At 62.9% G+C, this 21,166-nt stretch carries 14 protein-coding genes and 1 pseudogene; 12 read left to right on the top strand and 3 right to left on the bottom strand.

The annotated features are described in order from the left end of the window. Positions 1–17 precede the first annotated feature (17 nt). From ACPWR9_RS22245 to ACPWR9_RS22210, 8 genes are all read left to right on the top strand, one after another. Entirely contained in the window at positions 18–1,514 is a 1,497-nt protein-coding gene (locus tag ACPWR9_RS22245; protein WP_426300799.1) for an aldehyde dehydrogenase, read from the top strand. Positions 1,515–1,599: 85 nt separating this feature from the next. After that, entirely contained in the window at positions 1,600–2,604 is a 1,005-nt protein-coding gene (locus ACPWR9_RS22240) for an ABC transporter substrate-binding protein (RefSeq protein ID WP_426300797.1), read from the top strand. A 10-nt stretch (positions 2,605–2,614) separates the two neighbouring features. Continuing rightward, positions 2,615–2,959 (top strand): hypothetical protein, encoded by a 345-nt coding sequence (locus ACPWR9_RS22235; RefSeq protein WP_426300795.1) that lies wholly within the window; start codon positions 2,615–2,617, stop codon positions 2,957–2,959. After that, positions 2,959–3,177 carry a recombinase-like helix-turn-helix domain-containing protein gene (locus ACPWR9_RS22230; protein WP_426300793.1) on the top strand — a complete coding sequence of 73 codons (219 nt, stop codon included), beginning with the start codon at positions 2,959–2,961 and terminating at the stop codon, positions 3,175–3,177. The genes ACPWR9_RS22235 and ACPWR9_RS22230 overlap by 1 nt, the downstream gene beginning before the upstream one ends. Positions 3,178–3,250: 73 nt before the next feature. Then, positions 3,251–4,282 (top strand): Rieske 2Fe-2S domain-containing protein, encoded by a 1,032-nt coding sequence (locus tag ACPWR9_RS22225; RefSeq protein ID WP_426300791.1) that lies wholly within the window; start codon positions 3,251–3,253, stop codon positions 4,280–4,282. Between the two features lie 12 nt (positions 4,283–4,294). Further along, positions 4,295–4,771, top strand: a complete 477-nt coding sequence (locus ACPWR9_RS22220; protein ID WP_426300789.1) for a Rid family hydrolase — start codon at positions 4,295–4,297, stop codon at positions 4,769–4,771. A gap of 90 nt (positions 4,772–4,861) precedes the next feature. Next, positions 4,862–5,836 (top strand): PDR/VanB family oxidoreductase, encoded by a 975-nt coding sequence (locus tag ACPWR9_RS22215; RefSeq protein WP_426300787.1) that lies wholly within the window; start codon positions 4,862–4,864, stop codon positions 5,834–5,836. A gap of 25 nt (positions 5,837–5,861) precedes the next feature. Continuing rightward, entirely contained in the window at positions 5,862–6,833 is a 972-nt protein-coding gene (locus ACPWR9_RS22210) for a VOC family protein (RefSeq protein WP_426300785.1), read from the top strand. Between the two features lie 57 nt (positions 6,834–6,890). Here ACPWR9_RS22210 and ACPWR9_RS22205 read toward each other — a convergent pair whose 3' ends face one another. Next, positions 6,891–7,436 carry a glutathione peroxidase gene (locus ACPWR9_RS22205; RefSeq protein WP_426300783.1) on the bottom strand — a complete coding sequence of 182 codons (546 nt, stop codon included), beginning with the start codon at positions 7,434–7,436 and terminating at the stop codon, positions 6,891–6,893. A gap of 656 nt (positions 7,437–8,092) precedes the next feature. Between ACPWR9_RS22205 and ACPWR9_RS22200 the strand changes: the two genes are divergently transcribed. The 4 genes and pseudogenes from ACPWR9_RS22200 (at position 8,093) to ACPWR9_RS22185 (ending at position 18,666) form a co-directional block, all read left to right on the top strand. Further along, on the top strand, positions 8,093–15,514 hold the full coding sequence (locus ACPWR9_RS22200) for an ESPR-type extended signal peptide-containing protein (RefSeq protein ID WP_426300781.1): 7,422 nt from the start codon (positions 8,093–8,095) through the stop codon (positions 15,512–15,514). A gap of 120 nt (positions 15,515–15,634) precedes the next feature. Then, positions 15,635–16,360: pseudogene (locus tag ACPWR9_RS22195) on the top strand (tetratricopeptide repeat protein); the annotation flags it as partial. Positions 16,361–16,621: 261 nt separating this feature from the next. Then, positions 16,622–17,812, top strand: coding sequence for a glycosyl transferase family 8 (locus ACPWR9_RS22190; protein WP_426301039.1), 1,191 nt, complete (start codon positions 16,622–16,624; stop codon positions 17,810–17,812). Next, the gene (locus ACPWR9_RS22185) at positions 17,809–18,666 is read left to right on the top strand and encodes an alpha/beta hydrolase family protein (RefSeq protein ID WP_426300779.1); all 858 of its coding nucleotides are present in this window, start codon (positions 17,809–17,811) and stop codon (positions 18,664–18,666) included. The genes ACPWR9_RS22190 and ACPWR9_RS22185 overlap by 4 nt, the downstream gene beginning before the upstream one ends. A gap of 12 nt (positions 18,667–18,678) precedes the next feature. Here the strand turns inward: ACPWR9_RS22185 and ACPWR9_RS22180 are convergent, their stop codons facing one another. Together ACPWR9_RS22180 and ACPWR9_RS22175 are read right to left on the bottom strand one after the other, a co-directional pair. Further along, on the bottom strand, positions 18,679–19,542 hold the full coding sequence (locus ACPWR9_RS22180) for an NmrA family NAD(P)-binding protein (protein ID WP_426300777.1): 864 nt from the start codon (positions 19,540–19,542) through the stop codon (positions 18,679–18,681). A 163-nt stretch (positions 19,543–19,705) separates the two neighbouring features. Beyond that, positions 19,706–21,154, bottom strand: coding sequence for an FAD-dependent oxidoreductase (locus tag ACPWR9_RS22175; RefSeq protein ID WP_426300775.1), 1,449 nt, complete (start codon positions 21,152–21,154; stop codon positions 19,706–19,708). Positions 21,155–21,166: the final 12 nt, after the last annotated feature.

The following is a 21,166-nucleotide window of genomic DNA, read 5'->3' as shown; positions in this document are numbered from 1 at the left end:
CTCGCAGGACAAGCACCATGAGTCATCAAGATTTGCTGCAAGGTTTTTCGAGCGACATTCTGGTCGGCGGTGAATGGCGTGCCGGCACGGGCAAGCGCTATCAGAGCCTGTATCCGGCCGACGAGAGCGTGAACGCCGAAATTGCGGCGGCAGGCGCGCAAGACGCGACGGACGCCGTAGAAGCCGCCGACGCGGCGTGGCGCCGTGCCGACTGGGCGGGGCTTAAGCCGCATCAACGCGCTGCTGTGTTGCATCGCGTGGCCGATGGCATCACGCAACGCGCCGAGGCGCTGGCGCATCTGCAACGCCGCGACAACGGCAAGCCGATCAGCGAGACGCGTGCGCTCGTCGCAAGTGCTGCGGGCACGTTCCGTTATTTCGCGTCGTGTCTTGAGACGTTGGAAGAAACGCTCACGCCGTCGCGTGGCGACTATCTGACGATGAGCGTGCACGAGCCGCTCGGCGTGGTGGCGGCCATCACGCCGTGGAACTCGCCGATTGCGTCCGACGCACAGAAGCTCGCGCCCGCGCTGGCCGCAGGCAACGCCGTGGTGCTCAAACCGGCAGAAGTCACGCCGCTGGCCTCGCTCGAACTGGGTCGCATCTGCGAAGCCGCGGGGGTGCCGCGTGGCGTGTTGTCGGTGCTGCCGGGCAAGGGTTCGGTGATCGGCGACATTCTCGTGCGCCATCCGAAGGTCAAGAAGGTGGCGTTCACGGGCGGCACCGAAGTCGGTCGCGGCATTGCGCGTCTGGCAGCCGAGAAGCTCATGCCCGTCTCGCTCGAACTGGGCGGTAAGTCGCCGACCATCGTGTTCGAAGACGCGGATATCGACCACGCCGTGGCCGGGGTGCTGTACGGCATCTTCAGTTCATCGGGCGAGTCGTGCATCGCCGGGTCACGCCTGTTTGTGCACAAGAAGATTTTCGACACGTTCGTCGAGCGGCTGGTCGCCGGTGCGAAGCAATTGCGCGTGGGCGACCCGTTGCGCGAAGACACGCAGATGGGGCCGCTCGTCACGTCGGCGCATCGTGAGTCGATCGAGCGGTATGTCGCCATCGGACTGGAAGAGGGCGGCCGCTTGCTGTGCGGCGGCGAGCGTCCTGCGGGCGACGGGCGCGAGAAGGGCTACTTCTATCAACCGACCATCATCGCGGGCCTGACCAATCAGGCGCGCATGGTGCAGGAAGAAATCTTCGGCCCGGTGCTCGCGGTGCTGCCGTTCGAGAACGAAGACGACTTGCTGGCGGAAGCCAACGATAGCGTCTACGGATTGGCGGCAGGCATCTGGACACGCGACTACAAGCGCGCGTGGCGTCTGGGCCGTGCGTTGGAAACCGGCACTGTCTGGATCAACACCTACAAGCAGTTCTCGATTTCGACGCCGTTCGGTGGCTGGAAGGAGAGCGGCATGGGGCGTGAGAAGGGGCGTCTGGGACTGCTCGAATACACGAATCAGAAGAGCCTCTATTGGGGCATGAACGACAACCCGCTCGGCTGGGCGGGACGCGTCTGAACAACAAGAAGCTAACAAGCTGTGGCATCAACCACCGCGATGCACGGGGCATCGCGGTAACCCAAGACTTGAGCGAGGCAGAGATATGTTGTCGATTTTCCGTGCATCGTTGGCGCGCCGCGCCTTTCTGACGGCTGGCCTGTGTGCCTTCACGGGCCTGGCTGCTGCGCCGGTGTGGGCGCAACCGGCCACCCAGCAAATCACCTATTTGCTGCCCGCCCCGGCAAATCTGCCGGCGTTCGCGCCGCTCATGCTGGCCGAGAAAAAGGGCTACTACGCCGCCGAAGGGCTGTCGGTACGCTGGCTCACCGTGCAGGGCGGCGCCGACGTCGGTAAGCAGCTCGCGTCCGGCAACGGCGATCTCGGCGGCGGTCTGGGCGACACGCCCATCGTGCTGCGCCCCAACGGTATTCCGATCAAAGGCGTTGCCCTGCTGGGCGGGCGCACGCTGCACCAGTTGGTGGTGCGCGACGACGCCAACATCAAGTCGCCTGCTGATCTGAAGGGCAAGACGATCACGGTGCTGGCGTATCAGGACACCGGTTTCTACGCGACGCTGGGGCTGCTGGCTTCGGCGGGCCTCACGCGTAACGACGCACGCATTCAGGGCGCTGGCCCGGCAGGCGTGTGGCAGCAAGTGGCCACGGGTAAAGCCGAGGTGATGGTGGGCACGCCGGAGTGGGCGCAGAACATCGAAGACGCGGGCGTGAAAATCACCATGACGTCGACCGACAAGTATTTCCCGGGCATGGCGCAGGCGATTCTCGCCTCGGACAAGACCATTGCCGAGAAGCCCGAGATGATCCGCAAGTTCGTGCACGCCACGCTCAAGTCGGTGGCCGAAATCATGCGCGATCCGGCGGGTGCCGCGAAGGACTACTGCGCGGCGGTGCCCGCTTACAAGGGCAAGGAAGCGGAGATCGAGAAGATCCTCACGTATTACGCGCGCAATGTTTATCCGGGCCAGCAGCGTCTGGGCGCCTTCGATCCGGCACGTGTGACGAAGCTTCAGGATTTCTACGCGCAAGAGAAGGTCATTCGCGACAAGTCGAACCCGGCCGACCTGTTCACAAACCAATTCGTGCAGTAACGCATACCCCATGACCGAGACCGCTACCCCGGTGGATGCCCCGCAAACGATGCTGTTGACAGTGTTTTTGCGGCATGACCAATCGAACAATCTCGACGCGTTTCAGGAGCGCCTGAAGGCGGCCGAGTGGTGGGAGCGCTTTCCGCCGGAGGGCGTGAAGGTGGTGTCGTGGACGGTGGCGATGGGCTTCGGTCAGATCGTGACGCTGGAGTTGCCGCCCCACCTGCTGCCGGTGGTGAACGTGGAGCTAGAGCGTTCCGCGTGGGGCGTGTTTCGCACCGAATGCTATCCGACTTACGACTTTGTACCCGTGCACGCACGCATTCGCGAACGGGTTCGCAACGGAGGGAAATGATGGACCGTTATCTTGACCCGCATCAAGCGCGTCGCCATGTGCCGACGCAATACGAAAGCCTGCTGGGCGACGCCATTGAGCGCGCCTACGCCGCAGGCACGCACGATCTGGCGGGCCTCGTCGCTTACCTGAATCGCACGGGCCCTGGCCCGCAAGAGGGCGAGATGTGGACTGAAGAAGTCTACAAGGCGCAGATCGCCCGCATGGCCGAAGAGTAAAAACATCACATGACGATGCGCTCGCTAACTGGCACGAGCCGGGGCGAGGCGCCGACGATGGAGAGGTCCCCCCATGACTACGCAACAAGTTGTTCTCACTGCTGACGCCATTCTTGAGCGCGGCCTGAAGAATCTTTGGTACCCGATTTGCCCGTCGCATATGGTCGGCCGCGAGCCGGTCTCGCTGCGCCGCCTCGGCAAGAAACTGGTGTTCTGGCGCGATCAAGACAATAAGGTGCATGCGCTCGACGATCATTGCCCGCACCGTGGCGCACCGCTCTCGAAGGGCATCGTGATGGGCGACCGCATCGCGTGCGGCTATCACGGCGTGCAAGTGCGTTGCGACGGCACGGTCATGCGTGTGCCGGGCAGCCCGGGTTGCAAGCTCGAAGGCTCGCGTCCGACGCAGGCGTATCACATCGTTGAACGCAACGAAGCGATCTGGCTGTACAACGCGACCGAAAACATCGACACGCCGCCGCCGCTGGTATTGCCGGAAGAACTCGATGCCGACGGCGAGTTTTCGTCGTTCCTCTGCTACACCGAGTGGAAGGGCGACTACCGCTACGTGCTCGATAACGTGATGGACCCGATGCACGGCACGTATCTGCACAAGCAATCGCATTCGATGGCGGAAGGCGATAACACGGCGGCGTTCCGCATTCGGGATACGGACATCGGCTTTGTCTTCGAGAAGGAAGGCCAGCGCGACGTGAACTTCGACTGGACCGAATGGGCGGATACCGGCACGCATTGGATGCGTCTCGAAATTCCGTATCCGAAGACGGGCGGCCCGGGCGGCAACTTCGTGATCGTGGGCAGCTACACGCCGATTTCGCCGACGCTCGCTGCCGTCTTCCACTGGCGCTGTCGCAAGCTGCAAGACTGGCAGCGCAACACGTGGCGCTTCCTGTATCGCAATCGTCTTGAGGCGCGTCATTGGGCCGTGCTCGAGCAAGACCGCGTGATGCTCGAAGACATGGAGCCGGACGCCAATCAGAACGAGCATCTGTACCAGCACGATATGGGCATCGTGCGTCTGCGCCGCCATCTGAAGAATCTGGCGAAGGCAGAACTCGAACGCATGCAACAGGGGAAGGCGTAAGCCGTTCACGTCATGTCATCCAATGCTCAAGCGTGCGGGCACGCCGACACCGATACCGTGCTGAAAGCGGAGCGCATTCGCGCGCAAACCGTGCCCGATCTGTCGACGGCGACGTGGACGAACGGTATCCGCTTCGGCAACGAGATTCTGCTCTCGGGCATGACGGCGCACCCGGCCACGCGCGATGCTGCGCAGCCGCTGACGGCTTACGAGCAGACGCTCGTCGTGCTCGGCAAGATTCGCGCGCTGGTCGAAGCGGGCGGCGGTCGGCTCGCGAACATCTACAAGCTCGTGGTGTATGTGACCGACATTGCCGACAAGGACGACGTGGGGCGCGCCCGCCGTGATTTCTTTGCCGAAGTGGCGCAGAACGGTGGCGCGTATCCCTGCTCGACGCTGGTGGCAGTGCGCGGATTGGTATTCCCCGAGCTGCGCGTGGAGATCGAAGCGTTTGCGCGGCTCGATATCGATATGTCGAAAGCGGGTTGACCGACGCTGACCGATTCGTTAGCGCCCGAGCAGGTGGTTTTTCATTACGGATGCAGGATACGCCTGCAAGCAACAACAGAGAGCTGGGTCATGAGCAAGTCAAACCTGAGTGCGATGGTGCGCACGCTTCGCTTCGAAGCGGCGGGCATCATGAGTATCGAACTCGTGCCTGCGGCCGTTGGCGGCGCATCGGCGCAGACGTTCCCGGACTTCACCCCGGGCGCGCATATCGACCTGCATCTGCCGAGCGGGCTAGTGCGCAGCTATTCGCTCGTGAACGCGCCCGGGGAGACGAACCGCTACGTGCTCGGTATCCTCGCCGACCCGAAGAGCCGCGGCGGGTCGCGTTTCATCCACGACAATTTCCGCGTGGGCATGACGCTCGATATCTCCGCACCGCGTAATCACTTCGAACTCGACGAGAACGCGGCGCACACCGTGCTGGTGGCTGGCGGTATCGGTGTGACGCCGATTCTGTGCATGTATCGCCGCCTGCGTGTGCTGGGGCGCAGCGTGAAGCTGCTCTATTGCGCGCGCACGGCACCCCAAGCCGCTTTTATCGACGACATCAACGCGCTGGGTGGCGATATCACCTATCACTTCGACGATAAGCAAGGCGGCAAGCCCGCGTCGCTGGCTGGTTTTCTCGCGGGACAACCTGCGGGCACGCACGCCTATTGTTGCGGCCCCGGTGTGATGCTCGATGCGTTCGACGCGGCCTGCGCCGAAGCGGGCATTGCCAACGTGCATATCGAGCGTTTCGCCGCAGCACCCGACGCGCCGCCGCCAGCGACCAGCGAAGGCTATGTCGTCAAGCTGGCGAAAAGCGGCAAGGAGATTGCCGTGCCAGCCGGCGCGACGCTGCTCGACACGTTGCTCGCAGCGGGCATCGACGCTGAACACAGTTGTATGGAAGGGGTTTGCGGGGCGTGCGAGACGCGCGTGCTCGAAGGCTGCCCCGATCACCGCGACTCGGTATTGAGCGCCGGAGAGCGCGCCGAGAACAAAGTCATGATGATCTGCGTGTCCGGTTGCAAGGGCGACCGCCTGACGCTCGATCTTTGATTCCGACCTATCACCCGAGACTGCCATGACGATTCTGGGCATCGAACAAATTACTTACGGGGTGACCGACCTCGACACCTGCCGCCGCTTTCTTGCCGACTGGGGACTCACCGAAGTTTCGGCAGATGCCAATGGCGCGCGCTTCGAAACGCTGAATGGCGGCCGTGTGCTGGCCGTGCGGCACGACGATCCGTCGCTACCGCCTGCGATGGAAGACGGCCCGACCTTGCGAGAGGTGACGTGGGGGGTGACGACGGCCGACGAAGTCGCTGCGATTGCCGACAAGCTTGCCGGTCAGCCGGGGTACTACTTCGCCGATGGCGCGACAGGCTGTATCGACCCGAACGGTTTGGCCGTGCGCGTGGAAGTGAGCACGAAGCGAGCGCTCGACCTGAAGGGCGCACCGACCAACCCGTGGGGGCTGCCCGCGCAACGTGTGAACACGCCGAGCCCGGTGTACGAGCGCGCACAGCCGATTGAAGTCGGGCACGTGGTGTTCTTCACCAATGCGCTCGCGGCGACGCAGAAGTTCTACGAGGACATGCTGGGCTTCGAGTTGTCAGACCGTTATCCGGATCGCGGCGCGTTCATGCGCTGTGCGCCGCACGGCGGCCACCACGATCTGTTTCTGCTCGCGTTGCCCAACGGCAAGCGCGGACTGAATCACGTGGCGTTCACGGTGCGCGATATTCACGAAGTGTTCGGCGGCGGAATGCACATCGACCGCTGCGGCTGGGAGACGCAACTCGGCCCGGGCCGTCACCCGATCTCGTCGGCGTACTTCTGGTACTTCAAGAACCCGTGCGGCGCCTTGATCGAGTACTACGCGGATGAAGATGTGTTGACGCCCGAGTGGCAGCCGCGCGACTTCGAGCCGGGGCCGACGGTGTTTGCAGAGTGGGCGGTCGATGGCGGCATCGATGGCACGACGCGGCGTCAGAAGAAGGGGGGTGAAGCGCCGACCGGCAAGTTCATGACCGACACGGCCAAGCGCTGAGCCGGGCGTTGCAGGCGCGTCGATCCGGGGGGACGGCGCGCCTGTTGTCGCGATGAATTACTTCGCCAGTTCGGCGTCGATGGCGGCGACCAGACGCGGGTCGTCAGCCTTCACGTCGGGCGAGAAGCGGGCAACGACTTCACCGTTGCGCCCGACCAGAAACTTCTCGAAGTTCCACAGCACATCGGCGGGGTTCTCCCGCTCGACGCCAAAGCCTTTCAGACGCTCGCGGAACGGGCCTTCGCCCGTGGCTTCCGGCTTGGCATCGACCAGGGCGGCGTACAGCGGATGGCGATCTTCGCCCAGCACTGAGATTTTTGCGAACAACGGGAAGGTCACGTTGTATTGCGTGGAGCAGAAGTCGAGGATCTCCTGATTCGTGCCCGGCTCCTGCCCCTTGAAGTTGTTGGCCGGGAAGGCCAGCACTTCGAGGCCCGCGCCGCGCTTGTCTTCATACAGGCGCTCCAACCCTTCGTATTGCGGCGTCAGCCCGCATTTCGACGCCACGTTTACCACCAGACGCACCTTGCCCGCGTAATCGCCAAGCTTGGCCGGCGTGCCGTCGTTACGGTTGACGGCGATAGATTCGATATTCGTGCTCATGCGTAAATTCCTTTAGCGAAGATGATGCGGGAGTGGCTGCGATCAACGAATCCCGAGTGTATCGGAAGCCTGGAAACTTCGCTGGCTGGGCGGCTATGGAAGAAATTAATTCGGGGCGATCCAATAAGTTTGGATCGCCCCGTTTGTTATCTGAAGGTTACATATTCAGCGGAATTTTTTCACCAGATGTTGTTTCTGTTTGGTGGTGAAAAATTAATAAAATCAACGATTATTTCGGTGTCCGTGATTACCGATTGACAGTCGTGGAAGCTTGTGAAAGTATTCGCGGAATTAAAAATGTTACTGAATATAACAAGCGCGCAGCGCCGATATCTAAGGCGCGAGTCGATAAATCGGGGATGTCCTTATGCTTTATTCTGAATTTCAGATGTCATGCGCTTTTGCGCGAGCGCAATTTTCCTTTGCTGCTTGGCAAAGCGACGCGTTTTCGACATTTCTCGTCTTGCCCGACCGACTCACCGCGCTCTCGCGCGCCATGACGCACTAGCGTCGCCGCTCCCTCCGCCTCACGCACGGCATATCAACGGATTTCGCCCGTATGGCGACGTTTTTTCGTTGGCATCACAAGCGTTCGAGCGGGACTGTACCGAATTCAGCATCCGTCGCACGAAAAGAATACTCATTAGGGGAAGCCAGTGAATCACGTCTACCGCGTGGTGTGGAGCGCCAGTCTTGGCATGTATCAGGTCGCATCGGAAATTGCCTGCGGCCATAGTGGCAAGTCACGCTCGGTGGACCGCCGCCGGGCTCGCAAGGCGGCAGCCGTCGCGGCGTTGGCCGTGCTCTCGGGAGTGGTTCAAGCGACGCCGGCGCCCTACGCGGGGATACTCACGCAGTCGGATACCAACGGGTTCGCGCTTTCCGGCGCCGCAATGGGTTGGTTCCCCGTCTGGGACTGGAACGGTACCGATCTGAACATCACGATGTCCGGCGTCAGGTCAGTGACTTTCAATAACCTGATCGGACAGATCAAGGTGGGCGCTGGGGCCGCAGTTTCCGGTGGCTCTGAGGGTATTGTCATCGAGGCAACCAGCCTCCAGTCGAACCAGTCGACGCTGACGAACAACGGAACTGTCTCGGGCGCGCTGACCGGCGTGACCGTGGCCGGGGCGCTGGGCTCGATCGTCAACAATGGCTTTATCTCGAATGCGACGTTTAACGCGGCTGCGGTCCAGGTGTCGGGTGCTGTCGGGACGCTGACGAATACCGGTGCGATCGCTGGTGCGAGCGACCGCGGCAACGGCATTACGGTGGCGCCGGTCGACCCTGCGGCACCCACCCGCCTCGATACCATCACCAACACCGGGACGATCTCCGGGGGCACGAATGGCATCAACAACGCAGGCGGGACGATTGGCGCGATCTCGAACACCATTGCCGGATCCGCGACGGGCACGATCAAGGGGCAGGTCGGCATTCTCAACACGACCAGCTACCTCAACGGTACCGTCGTAGCCGGTTCGCTCAATCGTCTTGAGAACTCCGGCGCGATCACGGGGACAGACGTCGGTATTGCCAATGGGTCGACGATCGGTGTGATTCAAAACAACGCCACCGGCGTGATCTCGGGCACCTCCTCCTACGGGATTCGCAACGCGCTCGGCCAGATTTCCGCGATTGAGAACAGCGGCAAGATTACGGGGGGGCTCTATGGTGTCCAGAACGTAAGCACGATTACGTCGATCGACAACGCCGGCACGATTTCCGGCCTCACATCCGGAGTGGTCAGCACCTCAAGCCTCGGAACGTTGACCAATTCGGGCGCGATTACGGTATCGGGTACCGGGATTGCGGGCTTGGCGGTGCAAAACTTTGGGGCGATGGGCACGCTGTCGAACTCTGGCCAGATTACCGCCCCTGCCACCTTGGGTGACGGGAGCAGCGGCGTCTATAACGCGAATCGAATCGATTCGTTGAGCAACCAGAGCGGCGGGCTGATTCAGGCCGACTACGGCGTGCACAACGATCGCAACGGGCACAGCATTGGGACGCTGTCCAACGCCGGCACGATTACCGGGTTAAGCGCAGGTGTGCGTAACTGGGGCGGCGCTATTTCGTCGATCGTGAACACCGGCGCGAACGGCAATGCCGCCGCGGGGACGATTTCGGGCACGGGCAGTGGCCCGAACGTCTTCGGCATCGACAATTCGAGCTACATCGTCGGAACCACGACCAATGCTGCCACCATTGGTGCGATCACCAACGGCGGTGTCATTTACGGCGCGGTGTACGGGATCAACAACAGCGGCTTGATCGGCACGATCAATAACCTGGCAGGGGGCACGATTTCAGGCGGAAGCGGCGCCATCGTGTCAGGCGGCGATGGGATCGGCACCATCAACAATGCCGGTGTCATTCGCGGTGACATCGTGAGTCTCGGCATGCAGGAGCTGACGATCACCGGCGGCACGGGAAGCACGTTCGGAACGTTCACGGGGGCGGATGGCACGTCCGCAGGAACGATCATGAACTTCAATTCGAATGTGCGCCTGACGAGCGGCAACATCGTACTCAACAATTCGGTCGACTTGTTTGGCTTGCGCACGTTGTACAACAGCGGCGCCACGGTGCATGTCGATCGGGCGCTCACGGTCGGCGGCAACTACCAGCAAGACGCTGGTGCCACGCTCGAAATCGGTGTGGCGAACGGTGCGTTCACGACGGGAAGTCTGCAAACGGACACCGGGTATGGCCGATTGGTGGTCAATGGCAACGCAACGGTGGCCGCAGGCTCGACCATCTCCATCAAGTCGATGGGTTACACGCTGGCGGCAGGTCAGCGCTTTGTCGTCATCGACGCGGCCTCCGCCACCTATAACCCCGGCACGTTGAACTACCTCGTGAGCAACCCGACACTCACGGGCAGCGGCGCGCAAGTGATCAACAACGGACGTCAGGATCTTGTCGTCTCGCTCGTCGGTCCGAACTATATCGCCACGATGGGCGGCGTGACGGGGCTCGTCAGCGGTACGCCCACCGCCATGGTGCCGAACTGGAGCTTCGACGGCTCGAACCTGACGGTCACGGGCACGACGTTCACGACGATCACCGGTAACCTCGGTACGATTACGAACTCGGGGACGCTCACCGGCGCCTACGCGTTTTCGGTGGCTAGCACGGGCACCATCGCAAGCATCCTGAACGACGGCACCATTGCGGCGACCGGTCCGAGCAATGCCGCCATTTCCAACGGCGGCACGATCGGCACGATCCACAACGCCGCGGGTGGCTTGATTACCGGTCTCGGCGGCGCAATTTCGAATCAGGCAGTCACGTCGTCGCTGGGCCAGATCAGCAACGCGGGCACCATCGCGGGTGCGATCGTCAATCGCTCGCAGAACGATCTTCGCATCAGCGGTGCGACCGACACGACGTTCGGTACGCTCACGGGCTTTGGCGGTGGTGTTGGCACCATCGTGAGTGCCAATGCAGATGTGCACTTCAATGGCGGCAACCTGCTGCTCAACAACAACTTCGATCTGGCCGGTACGCGCACCGCTTACAACGATTCGTCGGTGTTGCAGGTCAATCGCGTGCTTCAGGTGGCAGGCAACTACAGCCAAGCCGCTGCGGGTACGCTGCAAATCGGTGTGGCGAGCGGTGCGAATACGACGGGTAGCTTCAGCACCGACAGCGGTTACGGCCGTCTGGTCGTCTCGGGCAATAGTTACATCGCGCCGGGTTCGACAATCGCCCTGCAATCGCTGGGTTATGCGTTCGCGGGTGGTCAGCGCTACGTGGTCATCGATACGGCCGGCACGAGCAACTACAACGAGTCGACACTGCGCTATCTCGTGAACGGCTACCCAACGTTCTCGGCGAGCGGTGCGCGCGTGGGCAACGGTCCCAATAACGATCTGGTGGTGACGATCTTCGCACCGACCTACCTCGGCACTATCGGTGGTACGACGGCCCTGGTGGCAGGTACGCCGATCGACGCGTCGCCGTCGTGGACGTTTGACGGGGCCAATCTGACGGTGACGGGCACGACCTTCGGTTCGATCAATGGATCGCTCGGCACGCTCACAAACAACGGCACGCTGACCGGCACGTCGGCGCTGGCCATCGGCACCAACGGCGGCACCATTACCCGCATCGAGAACAACGGCTTGATGCATGCGACTGGCTTGACCGATTCGGCCATCTACAACGGCGGTGTGCTCGGAACGCTGCTCAACCAAGGCACGTTGGTCTCGGACAATGCATCCGGCATTAACAGCGTGACGGCGATCACGCGTCTGGAGAACGCCGGCCTGATCTCCGGCAGAATGTCGGGCCTGTTCAACAGCGGCTCCATCACGTCCGCAGTCAACACCGGCACGATCAGTTCGACGGAACTGTCGCCGAATGCCACTGGCATGTTCACCAGTGGGCAGTTCACCTCGCTTAATAACAGCGGGCTGATCAGCGGCTTCAACGGTCTGATGGTTCGTGCCTCGGGTAACGCCACGCCTAGCACCACGCTGGGCACGCTGACGAACAGCGGCACCATTGCAGGTGGTAGCGGCAATATCTTGACCTCGGCCGCGGGCGTGGCGAATTTCGGCGGCACGATCGGCGCGATCAATAACCTTGCCGGTGGGGTGATCACGGCAACGGGCACCGCGCTGCCGTCCGGAATTCAGAACAGTTCGTCGCTCATTGCCGGCACGCTGTACGGTGGCACGATCGGTGCCATCAACAACGCGGGTTTGATTTCCGGCGACTACTACGGAATTTATAACGCCGACCGGATCAACACGGTCAACAACCTTGCCGGGGGGGTGATCTCGGCGTTTGGCGGTGCGATCGTGAATCAAACCGCAGGCAGTGGCATCGATCAAATCAATAATGCGGGCACGATCGCGGGCTGGGTCGTCAATCGCTCGACCAACGATCTGCGCATCAGCGGTGCGACGGACTCGACCTTCGGCACGATCACCGGCTTCGGCGGGGTCGGCAACATCTTGAGTACAAGTGCCGACGTGCACTTCAACGGCGGCAACCTGCTGCTCGACAGCAACTTCGATCTAGCCGGTACGCGCACCGCTTACAACGATTCATCGGTGTTGCAGGTCAATCGCGTGCTTCAGGTGGCTGGCAACTACAACCAGGCCGCTGCGGGTACGCTGCAAATCGGTGTGGCGAGCGGCGCGAATGCGACGGGTAACTTCAGCACCGACAGCGGTTACGGCCGTCTGGTCGTCTCGGGCAATAGTTACATCGCGCCGGGTTCGACAATTGCGTTGCAATCGCTGGGCTATGCCTTTGCAGGCGGCCAGCGCTACGTCGTCATCGACACCGCAGGCACGAGCAATTACAACGAAGGGACGCTGCGCTATGTTGTGAACGGCTACCCGGCGTTGTCCGCGAGCGGTGCGAGCGTCGCCAATGGTTCCAAGAACGATCTAGTGGTGACGATCTTCACGCCGACCGGCATCGGTACCATCGGCGGTACGACGCCGCTGATGTCAGGCACGCCGGTGAATGCCTCGCCAGCGTGGACGTTCGACGGCGCCAATCTGACGGTGACGGGCACGACCTTCGGTTCGATCAACGGCGCGCTCGGTACGCTCACGAACAACGGCACGCTGACCAGTCTGCAAAACAGCGGGCTCATCTCCGGCAGCATGGTGGGCGTGTCCAACAGCGGCGTCATCACGTCCGCAGTGAACAACGGCACGATTGCGGCAACCGGTGGGGCGCCAATCGCGATGGGTCTGGTTAGCACCGGACAGTTCGGCTCGCTCACGAATACCGGGCTGATCAGCGGCGCCAGCGGCATTGTGGTTCAGGCGTCGGGCAACGGCACATCGAGTGCGACGCTGGGTACGCTGACTAACAGCGGCACGATTGCTGGGGCGAGTGGCACGATCTCCGCGGCGGCATATGGCGTGGCGAATTTGGGCGGGACCATTGGCGCCATCAACAACCTGTCCGGCGGCAAGATCACGTCAACCGGTGCTGGCGGGCCCGCCGGGATCTATAACAGCACGTCGTTCATCGGCGGCGCGCTGTACGGCGGCACGATCAATGCCATCAATAACGCGGGTCTGATCACGGGCGACTACTACGCGATCGACAACATCGACCGGATCAATACGATCAATAACGTCGCCGGTGGTGTGATTACGGCGCTCGGCGGTGCGATCTCGAATCAGAACCCCAATGCCAGCATCGGTCAGATCGCGAACGCAGGCACCATCGGCGGCTGGATCATCAATCGCTCGGTCAACGATCTGCGCATCAGCGGCGCGACTGACTCGACGTTCGGTACGCTCACGGGCTTCGGCGGCGGTGTCGGCACGATCGTGAGCACCAACGCCGACGTGCACTTCAACGGCGGCAACCTGCTGGTCAACGACAACTTCAATCTGAACGGTACGCGTACGGCTTACAACGACGCGTCGGTGTTGCAAGTCAATCGTGCGCTTCAGGTCGCAGGTAACTATGCGCAGGCAGCTGGCGCGACACTGCAAATCGGCGTGGCGAGCAACGCGGTGACGACGGGCGACATGACCTCGGACAGCGGTTATGGCCGTCTGGTGGTGAGCGGCAACACCACGCTCGCCGCCGGTTCGAATGTCGCGTTGCAATCGTTGGGCTATTCGTTTGCCGCGGGGCAGCGCTACGTTGTGATCGATACCGCGGGTACCGCCAACTACAACGCCGATTCGCTGGTGTACAAGGTCAACGGCTCGACGACACTCGCCGCGACCGGTGCCTCGGTGGCGAATGGCACGCACCAAGATCTGGTGGTGACCTTGGCGCAAGGCTCGGGTAACAACGGCGGCACCCCGGGCGGTGGCGACGGTGGCAACAACGGTGGAAATAACGGCGGCAACAACGGCGGCAACAACGGCGGTACCCCGGGCGGCAGCGAAGGTGGCAATACGGGCGGTAACAACGGCGGCACTACGCCGACGTTCGACCCACGCAACAATGCCACTATCGCGTCGAATCCGAATGCCATCTCATCGCTGCGCGGCTTGCTCGGGTACACCGGGGTGAGCGATCCGCAATTGCTCAATCTGTATAACGCGACACTGGGTTCGCTCAGCGATAACTCGACGAGTTCAGCCAACCGCGTCGGTCAGCAACTGATACCGGCGCAGCACATTCGTGCCGCAGGTGCCGCGACGCTCGACTCGATCAGCGTGGTCAATGCGCACGTGAACGGCTTGCGTGTGGCACAGGCGGGCGGCACGGGCGTGGCCACCGGCGACAGCGCATCGAACTGGGGAGTGTGGGGGCAGGCGTTCGGTGGTCACGCCAGTCAGTCCGCGCGTGACGATGTCGATGGTTACAGCGCCAATTACGGTGGTCTGTTGGTCGGTGCCGACCGTGCGTTCGGCGATCACTGGCGTGCCGGTGGTGCGTTCCAGTTCTCGCGCACGGTCATCAACAACGATGGCAGCACGTCGGGCAACAACACGAGCGTGAACGGTTACGGGCTGATCGGCTACGCCGCCTTCACGGGCGAGCCGTGGTACGTGAACCTGTCGGGCTCGGCCGTGATGCAGCGCTACAACTCGACGCGCATGGTGTCGATGCCTGGCTTCAACGGCGTTGCGAACGGCAGCTTCAACGGCCAGCAATATGTGGCGAGTGCCGAGTTCGGTTACCCGCTGGCCGTCGGTCGTGCCGTGGTTACGCCGCTTGCGAGCCTGACGTACAGCTATCTGAACCAGAACAGCTACACGGAAACGGGTGGCAATGGTACGGCGTTGTCGGTGAGCAGCGCGTCGGCGAGCTCGGTGCGTAGCGCGTTGGGTGCGAAGTTTGCACTGCCGTTCGATACGTCGTATGGCAGCCTGGTGCCGGAGTTGAGCTTGCGTTGGGTGCACGAGTACAACCGTACGCGTCTGGCCACCGGGGCAAGCTTCGCGGCAGACCCGATCGGCCAAACGGGCTTCACGACGGTGGGCGCCACGCCGGTGTCCGACCTGGCGGATATTTCGCTGGGTCTCACGCTCCTGCGTGCGAACAACCTGAGCGCCTCGGTTCGTTATCAGTTGCAAGCCGGTTCGGGCTTCATCTCGCACACGGGTATCGTGCGCGTGCAGCAACGCTTCTGATGCGTTGATGTCACACCCGGCGGTCGCACCATTTGACATGGCTGCGACCGCCGTGGAAGTATTGCGCAGTCCTTCACCGCGGGTTCTGCTCGCTTCTGCCGTTCGGCACCCCACGCCCCGATGTCATCCTCTTCCGCTCCCGATTCCGATTCCGGCACGCTGACCTTCGCGCAGGCGATTGCGCTCGCGCAGTCGCATTGGCAGGCCGGGCAGGCCGCGCAGGCGGAATTGCTTTGCCGCCGAGTGTTGGAAGTCGCCCCCGATCAACCCGATGCCCACTATCTGCTGGCACTGATGGCGCACGCCTACGGCAAGCGGGCGATGGCGATCGACCACATGAAGCGGGCGTGCGACGCCTCGGGTGCCCCCGCCGCGTTCTGGTCGGACTTGGCGGAGATGTGCCGTCAGGCCGGGCGGCTGGAGGAAGCGCAGACGGCAGCGCGACACGCGGTGGCGATCGACCCGACGTTTGCTGCTGGATGGAACAATCTTGGCATCGTATTGCAGGAAGCGGGCGAGCTCGAGCCGAGTATGGCGTGCTTGCTGCGTGTGAGCGAATTGCAACCGGCGTCGGCCGATGCACAGAACAATCTCGGCAACACGGCGCGCCTGCTCGGGCGCACCGATGCCGCAGAAGCGCACTATCGCCGCGCGCTGGAATTGGCGCCGCAGCGTGCCGATACGCATAGCAACCTGGCGGCGCTACTTAGTGCGTTGCAACGGTTTGATGAGGCGGCTGTCCATGCACGCCGGGCGATCGACATCGATCCCCAGTTTGTGGACGCTTATCGCAACCTTGCCGATGTGGAACTTTCGCGCGGCAACGTGGCAGGGGCGTTGCAGATCGTCGAGGTGATGAGTGCGTTTGCCGAACGGCATCCGTCCACGCTTGGCGCACGCGCACGCATTCTGCGCCTGGTCGGTCGTCTGGACGAAGCGTTGGTTTGCGCACGTGAGGTAGTGGCATTGCAACCGGAGAGTGCCGACGCGGTGGCCTTGCTTGCTGTCATTCAATCGGAGATCGATAAACGTGGCCTCGAGAGCGCCGACGTCAACGTGCCAGAAGCATCGCCCGCTACCGCGCAGGGGAATGCCGCGGTACGCGATATACCGGTTGCTGTCCAAGGGCGATCGGAGGTGGTGGCGATTCACGAGCGGGCGTTGACGCTGGTGCGTGAACAAGATTTCGCGGGCGCTGAGGCATTGCTGAACGACGTGGTGTCGCGCGGCGTTGCCCCGATGTCGATGTGGCGTTTGCTCGCCATGGTGCTGCGGGCGCAGGGCAAGACGCAGGCCGGGTGCGATGTGCTCGGCATGCTCGCGCAGCAAGTGCCGGGCGACTTGGCCAATCGGTTCGATTTTGCCGAAGCCCTGCTGCTGCTCGGTGACTTCGAACGGGGCTGGCGCGAATATCGCTACCGCTACAGTCTGGAACATACCCAGTCGATCGAGCGCAAAGTACAGCGCCCGCGTTGGGACGGCCGGCCCATTCCCGGTCAGACGCTCCTGATTCACGACGAGCAGGGCTACGGCGATACGTTTCAGTTCATGCGCATGGCGCGGTGGGCACGTGAGCGCAGCCAGGCGCGCGTGATCTTCGAGGTCAATCAGGAAACGTTCTCCATCGCGAAGCGAATGTGGGGGGACGACGATATCGTGGCGCGTGGCACGCTGCCGGTCACCTTCGATCAGCATTGCGAGCTGATGAGCTTGCCCATGGCGATGGGGCTCAAGCTCGACGATCTGCCGGGGGAGATGCCGTACCTCAGTGCCGATCCGGCACGCGTGGCGCACTGGCAGGCGCGCCTTGCTGCATTGCCGAAGCCTTGGGTCGCAATCGTGTGGGCCGGCCGCCCGGAGCATGTGAACGACAGCAACCGGTCGATACACCTTGACCAACTGGGGCCGCTGGGTGCTTCAGGGGCAACGTTCCTGTCGATTCAGAAGGGGCCGGCGTCGTCGCAAGCCGATACGCCGCCGCCCGGGATGTCGGTCGTATCGCTCAGCGATGAAATTCGCGATTTCGAAGACACGGCGGCCATTCTTCATTTGGCCGATCTGCTGATATCGGTCGACTCGTCGCCCGTGCATCTGGCGGGCGCCATGGGGCGTCCGGTGTGGGTGTTGCTGCCGTTTGTTCCTGACTGGCGCTGGTTGCTCGATCGCGACGATACCCCTTGGTATCCGGGGATGCGACTGCTCAGGCAGGCTGATCGCGGAGCGTGGGCACCCGTCATCGAGCGAGCCGCAGTCGATTTGACGCGCTTCGTCGCCGAGCGCAGCGAGAGTGCGCAGTGACACGCTTTGCCATTCGCGCGATTCGATCCGTCGCTGGCTTGTGTAGTGCCGCAGTGCTCGCGCTGCCGGGGTGTGCGAGTCTCGATCGCGACAAACATGCTGAAGCGCTTGCCGCGCCCGCGGGGCTGCATCGCGAAATGTTGTCGACCCCGGAATTCGTGCTGACCGCGTTCGTGCGGATTACCCGTGCCGATGCGCCGGTACGCATTTACATCGAAGGCGACGGTCTGGCGTGGCTCTCGCGCACCGAACCATCACTTGACCCTACACCCGTCACCGCGACCGGTCTGGCACTGGCGGCAGTCGATCCGTCGCCGAATGTGGTGTATCTGGCGCGACCGTGTCAGTTCACGCCGATGGAGATGAACCCGCGTTGCGGCGTTCCCTACTGGACCGGGAAGCGCTTTGCCCCCGAAGTGATCGATGCCATGAACGATGCTGTGAGCCGCGTTGCTGCGCGTGTGCCGGGGCAGCGTGTCGAACTAGTCGGCTACTCCGGCGGTGGCGCGGTTGCGGTATTGATCGCCGCTCGTCGTCAGGATGTCGCGTCGCTCCGTACGGTGGCTGGCAATCTCGACGTGGAATATGTGAATCAATTGCATCGCGTCTCGCCGATGCCCGCGTCGCGCAATCCGATCGATGTTGCCGGGCGCTTAGCCGTGATGCCGCAGGTGCATTTCAGCGGAACGAAAGACACCGTTGTACCGCCAGCGGTGGCGACGCGATTTGCCAAGGCAGTGGGTGGCCAATGCGTGACGACGCGCATGGTGGACGGTGCCACGCATGACGACGAGTGGGTAGAGCATTGGCCAGAATTACTTCGCGTAGTGCCACGCTGTGGTGACGGGCGTTGAGTCGTTTCGCGATCAACTCTCGCGCACCAAGGCAGCGATCGCCTCGATGAGCGTGACGTCGCCGCGGATCGCATGCCGGCCGTCATCCGTAAAGCGGAAGCTGTCGTTGTTGAAGCCGTCGAGCATCTGAATTCTCGGCAGCGGATTGCGCATGCCCTGAGCACGAAAGAGTGGGTCCCATGCGGCGCGCGGTACGGCTTCGGCGTGCACATCACGTACTAAGGCCCGGGCCAGCGCTGCGGCGATATCGTCAGGAGAGTAACGCTCCGGGCCTTCGATTTCGATGACACGCTCGCCTGCGACGTCGTCTTGCATGGCGCGCGCGGCAACGTGGCCGACGTCGCTAGTCGAGACCATCGGAATCGCTCGCTCCACCGGTTGCAGATAACTTGGCAGTACACCCCGCTCGCGCGCTGGCGCGATATCCCACGAAAAATTCTCCATCAGCCATGCCGGGCGTAGAAACGTGACTGGCAGCGAGAGCGAAACCATCGCCGTCTCGAACATGCTCAACGCGCTGAGCAAGCTCGGTGTTTCGCAATCGGCACCGATGCTCGAGAGACACACGACGCGTTGCGGACGCGTGGCGGCGAGCGCCTGCCGGATGGCGTCGATCAGATGCCTTGCGTGCGAGAAGTCCGGCTCGGGATCGGCGTTGGGCGGCAACATGACGAATACCGCCTCGCTACCGCGAAACGCGTTGGTGAGCGCGTGCACGTCACCGTTCTCCGCCACGGCAATCTCTCCACCCAGCGTCGCCCATCGGCTCGACTTGACGGGGTCCTGAACGATGGCGCGCAGCGGTAGCCCCGCCGAGAGCAGATCGTGCCCGATAACGCCGCCAACTCGCCCCGTGATACCCATTACGGTGTACATGGCCATTCCTCGCGCGCAATGTCGTTGCCGTAAAAGTAACACGGGAGCGTCGACGCTTCAGCGGTGACCCTAGGTCGCCTTCGAGATTCGTCTGCCATTGATTCGGCGAGCCGTCGCAAAACGCATGCAAATCGCTCGTGCAAACCTCTCGCAAAGGGGGCTTCTACAGATGAACGGCGTCGGCGGCGGTATGCACCGTCTCGTGTGCGGCGGCACGGCGCGCGTTGAGCATGGCGGCGCCAGCATCGGCTAACCGCACGGCTTCGCGTGCGCGCTCGCACATGTCGCGCTCGTAGGCGGCGATCGCCCGTGAGAGCGACTGCGTGCCTCCGGCGACCGATTGCAGCTGTTCGGCAAGCATGGCGGCATCAGAGAGGGCGGTGTTGGCGCCGAGGCCACCGGCTGGGCTCATCGTATGCACTGCGTCGCCCAGACCGGTGACGCCGTCGAGTTGCCACGGTATCGGGCAGGTCGTACTGCGTACCGGCATCGTGCGCACGGTATCAGGCACCGCGTGCGAGAAGAGTGAGCGCAAGTGCGGGTGCCAGCGTCGCGTGAGCGTGTCGATGCGAGCGAGCGGCGCGAGACCGGCAGCGTCGGGCGACATCCCGTCCCGGCCGAGGAGAGTGTGCGCAGGCCCGATGAAGGCCCAGTACAGATAATCGGAGACCCGGGACAGCGGCACGCGCGCGGCATCGCCGGGGCCACGGCGCCGTGCGTCGACTGCCCGGTGTGTGTCGAGCGATGCATTGCCCGGTGCACGGCGAAACAGCATCGCGTCGACGACCACGGCAAAGCCGTCGGCAAACACGACCGTGCTGCCTTCCATCAACGCCGCTTCTCCATGACTGTCCATGAGCACGAGCAACGCTGTCGAGACCGGTGTGAGGCCGTAGAAGCAAACGTTGCCGGTGTCGCGTGGTGCCATGCCGGGCAACAGATGCTCCCGCACACGCGAGTGCGTGCCGTCGGCTGCGACGATCAGGCCCGGCGCGCTGCATGTGCCGTCTTCGAAGTGCGCGACGCGCAGATTATCGGCGGTGGCTGAGGTGGCGTGGGTGAACGCTTTGCCGAAATGCACGCGATCGAGAATGCCATCGAGCAAGAGTTCGCGCAGTGTCTGGCGATGCAGGCTCAGGTCGCCGTGCACGTCGTCGGCCCGCGCCTTGCTGCGGACATGAGGCTTGGGCGGGGGCGATACCGCGTCGGACTCGATGTGCGAGTCGTGCCAGCTTGGAGGGACGACGACTTCGGCATTCTCCAGCGAGGGGGTAACAAAGCGGCCCCCGGTGCGTGCGACGGCTGCGTGCTCGCGCACGCCTCGCGCCTGAGCGGGCGGCAGGCATCGGTCGAGCGCATCGACGCCGTTATCGTCGATGCGCAGGCGGTAGCCCTGGAAGCGGGCGGCAGGGGCGGCGTCGCGTTCGAAGACGTCGAAGGAAATGCCGGCGCGGCGCAGTCCCTGGGCGAGGCACAGGCCGCCGAGGCCCGCGCCGATGATGTTCACATGCAAGGCAGACATGATGTCGATGACCGCCGTCGGGCGGTTGGCTGTGGCGTTGCGATCATTGTCTGCGTGCCCGCGATTGACCTGATAACATCGTTTGGTCATTCAATAATGCGA

The organism is Pandoraea pneumonica (assembly GCF_049918595.1).
Lineage (GTDB): Bacteria > Pseudomonadota > Gammaproteobacteria > Burkholderiales > Burkholderiaceae > Pandoraea > Pandoraea pneumonica_A.
This window is presented reverse-complemented; position numbering and strand designations above follow the sequence as displayed.